The following is a 3,994-nucleotide window of genomic DNA, read 5'->3' on the forward strand; positions in this document are numbered from 1 at the left end:
AATCAGATGGCGTAGTTGGCGGTGAGGGTGAGCTTGAACTCGACGTAGGACGGGGTGCTGTACTTCGTGGTGGTGGACCGGTTCGCGGACGGCGACCCGTCCAACAACGAGAAGGGCGACGCGAAGGCGCCGGGCACCTTCCACGGCGGCGACCTGAAGGGGCTCACCGCGAACCTGGACGAGCTGTCGTCGCTGGGCGTGACGGCGCTGTGGGTGACGCCGCTGCTCCAGCAGATCCCCGGCTTCGTGACCGGCTCCGGCTTCCCGGACTGGGGCTATCACGGCTACTGGGCGGACGACTTCCACGCGTTGGATCCGCGCTTCGGCACGGAGGCGGACTTCAAGGCGCTGGTGGACGCGGCGCACGCGCGCGGCATCCGCGTGCTGCTGGACGTCGTCTACAACCACCCGGGCTACAACTCGCGCTACCTGAAGGACCACCCGGACTGGCTGCGCTCGGAGGACAAGGGCACCTGCGGCTCGGACGACCTCACGACGTGCGTGGCGGGCCTGCCGGACTTCAAGACGGAGCGGCCGGAGGTGGCGAAGTACCTGCTGGACGCGCAGCTGGACTGGGCGAAGCGCTCCGGCGTGGACGGCTTCCGGCTGGACACCGTGAAGCACGTGTCACACGACTTCTGGAAGGAGCACCGCCGCCGCACGCGCGCGGAGGTCTCCCCGGACTTCTTCCTGCTGGGCGAGGTGTGGGGCGGCGACGTGCAGGTGCTGGAGCCGTACTTCACGCCGGATGAGATGGACGCCGGGTTCGACTTCGCCTTCGTGGGCAACACGCTGGGCTTCATCCAGGGGCGCGGCCGCACGGTGGCGTTCGACCGCTATCTCCAGTCGCGCGCGAAGGTGACGGCGGGGCACCACCTGGCGCACTTCCTGTCGTCGCACGACGTGGACGGGGCGCTGCACCAGCTCCAGGGCAACGTGCCCCTCTTCCGCCTGGCCGCCACGCTGCAGCTCACCACGGCCGGCATCCCCGTCATCTACTACGGCGAGGAGGTAGGCCGCGCGGGTGGGGACTGGCCGCAGAACCGCAGCGACATGCCGTGGGGCAAGCAGGCGGTGCAGCCGGGCGCGGGCAAGAAACGCGACGAGTCCCTGCGCGAGTATTACAAGCGCCTCATCGCCATCCGCCGCGCGCATCCGGCCCTGTCTCGGGGCGTGCACGCGCCGCTCTCCACGGAGGGCGATGTGTATGTCTTCCAGCGGCGGGACGAAGCGTCGGGCGACACGGTGGTGGTGGCGGTGAACCGCGGCAAGACGAAGGGCACGGCGTCGGTGCCGTGGCCGGAAGCGTGGACGGGCGTCGGCGAGGTGGAGGACCTGCTGAACGGAGGGCGGACGAAGGCGGGCGCCACGCTGGACCTGGCGCTGCCGCCGCTGTCCGCGCGCATCCTCGGACGCGTGCCGTGAGGCACCCGGCGGAGCGTGCGCAGAACCTGACCCGGACGTGCTGTCGTCACTGGCGCGAGCGGGGCTCTTGCTGGAGAACCTGATGGCCGGCGTGTCGTTCAAGGACGTGGCGAAGCGGTACGGAGACGTGTCGGTCATCGAGGGGCTCAACCTCGATATCCGCGACCATGAGTTCATGGTCCTCGTGGGGCCGTCCGGGTGCGGCAAGTCCACGGCGCTCCGGATGATCGCCGGCCTGGAGGAGATTTCCGGAGGCACCATCTCCATCGGTGAGCGCGCGGTGAACGCGCTGCCGCCGAAGGACCGGGACGTCTCCATGGTGTTCCAGAACTACGCGCTCTACCCGCACATGTCCGTGCGGCAGAACCTGGAGTTCGGCCTCAAGATCCGCAAGACGCCCAAGCCGGAGATGGACAAGCTGGTGGACGAGGCGGCGGAAATCCTGGGCATCACGCACCTGCTGGACCGCAAGCCCAAGGCGCTGTCCGGCGGCCAGCGCCAGCGCGTGGCCCTGGGCCGCGCCATCGTGCGCAAGCCGGCGGTGTTCCTCTTCGACGAGCCGCTCTCCAACCTGGACGCGAAGCTGCGCGTGCAGATGCGCTCGGAGATCAAGAAGCTGCAGCACCGGCTCCAGGTCACGTCCGTCTACGTCACGCACGACCAGATCGAAGCGATGACCATGGGCCACCGCATCGCGGTGATGAAGGACGGCAAGCTCCAGCAGCTGGGCACGCCGCTGGAGGTCTACGAGAAGCCGGTCAACGTGTTCGTGGCGCAGTTCATCGGCACGCCGCCCATCAACATGCTCTCCGCCACGCTGGACGCGGACGGCGCGTCGCTGTCCGGCGACGGCTTCCGGCTGCCGGTGCCGCAGCGCCTGCGCGCGGCGACGGCGGGGAAGGGCGGCCGCAAGGTGAAGGTGGGCCTGCGCCCGGACAACCTCCTGGCCGCGGGCGTCACCGCGCGCGGCGAGTCCTCGCCCGTGGAGGCGCGCGTGGAGCTGGTGGAGCCGCTGGGCAACGAGCTCATCGTGCACGCCCGCCTGGGAGACAACCCGCTGGTCTTCCGCCTGCCGCCCCAGGCCACCCCGGAGCCTGGCGTCGCCGTGCCCGTGACGGTGGAGCTGGAGTCCCTGCACCTCTTCGACGCTGAATCCGAGCTGCGGCTGTCCGTTTGATATCCCGGAGGATTTTCCCAATGACGCACCTGCGAACGTTGCTCGCGGCCCTCTGTCTGTGCGCAGTCGGCCTGTTGCCCGTCCCGTCCTTCGCCGCCACGGAGCTGGTGCTCTGGCACGCCTACCGCGCGGAGGAGAAGGCCGCGCTGGAGAAGGTGGTCGCCGAGTACAACAAGGCGAACGAAGGCAAGGTCAAGGTCACCACGCTGGCGGTGCCCTACGACGCCTACGCGGATAAAATCAGCGCCACCGTGCCGCGCGGCAAGGGCCCGGACCTCTTCATCTTCGCGCAGGACCGCCTGGGCGGCTGGATTGAAGCGGGCAACACGGTGGAGCCCATCGACTTCTTCCTGGATGACGCCACGAAGAAGCGCTTCATCCCCACGACGATGGAGGCGATGACCTACCGGGGGACGACGTACGGCCTGCCGCTGAACTACAAGGTCATCACGCTCATCTACAACAAGAAGCTGGTCCCCACTCCGCCCAAGACGTCCGGCGAAATGGTGAAGATGGCCAAGAAGCTCACGGACGCGAAGGCGGGCCGCTTCGGGCTGGCGTACGCGTACAACGACTTCTACTACCACGCGGCGGTGATGAACGGCTTCGGCGGTGGCGTGTTCGACGCGAAGGGCGCCCCCACGATGAACTCGCCCGCCAACGTGAAGTCGGTGGAGCAGGTCCTCAAGTGGAAGAACAAGGACGGCATCCTCCCCGCGGAGCCCTCCAGCGCGCTCATCACCTCCCTCTTCAACGAGGGCAAGGCCGCGATGGTGTTCTCCGGCCCGTGGTTCCTGGGCGAGGTCGCCAAGAACGTGGAGTACGGCCTGGCGCCGCTGCCCACGCTGGATGAGAACAAGGGCACGCCGCTGAAGCCCTGGATGACGGTGGAGGGCGTGTACGTGGCCGCCCCGTCGAAGAACAAGGAAGCGGCGTACGACTTCGCGAAGTTCCTCACCGACGCGGGCGCGGAGAAGACGCTGGCGCTGGAGGGCCGCCAGAGCCCCTCCAACATGGCGGTGTACCAGGACGCGAAGGTGGCCGCAGATCCGCTGCTCAAGGCGATGAAGACCCAGGTGGACGTGGCGGTGCCCATGCCCAACCTGCCGGAGATGTCCATGGTCTGGACCCCCGCCACCAGCGCGATGAACACCGTGTTCAAGAACACCGCCACCCCCAAGGCGGCGTTGGACGCGGCCCAGAAGAGCGTGGCGAAGGACGTCGCCGGCCTGCGCAAGAAGTAAGTGAGGACCTGAAGTGAGCCAGAACGCCCCCCAGCAGTCGCCCTCCCAGTCCGGCGCCCCCATGCCGGCCGGCACGCCGCTGAACGACGCCGCGACAGGCCCCTCCACTCCGGGCCCATCCGGCCGTGCGGGCGGGCACCGGGGGCGC

At 68.7% G+C, this 3,994-nt stretch carries 3 protein-coding genes; all 3 read left to right on the forward strand.

Translation table 11 applies throughout. The annotated features are described in order from the left end of the window. Positions 1–54 precede the first annotated feature (54 nt). Positions 55–1,425, forward strand: coding sequence for an alpha-amylase family glycosyl hydrolase (locus tag ACLEQD_RS38495; protein ID WP_410390827.1), 1,371 nt, complete (start codon positions 55–57; stop codon positions 1,423–1,425). A gap of 82 nt (positions 1,426–1,507) precedes the next feature. After that, on the forward strand, positions 1,508–2,602 hold the full coding sequence (locus ACLEQD_RS38500) for an ABC transporter ATP-binding protein (protein WP_410390830.1): 1,095 nt from the start codon (positions 1,508–1,510) through the stop codon (positions 2,600–2,602). A gap of 20 nt (positions 2,603–2,622) precedes the next feature. Then, positions 2,623–3,846, forward strand: a complete 1,224-nt coding sequence (locus ACLEQD_RS38505; protein WP_410390829.1) for an extracellular solute-binding protein — start codon at positions 2,623–2,625, stop codon at positions 3,844–3,846. Positions 3,847–3,994: the final 148 nt, after the last annotated feature.

The sequence above is a fragment of the Corallococcus sp. 4LFB genome, assembly GCF_046520365.1.
In the GTDB taxonomy this organism is placed as follows: Bacteria; Myxococcota; Myxococcia; order Myxococcales; family Myxococcaceae; genus Corallococcus; species Corallococcus caeni.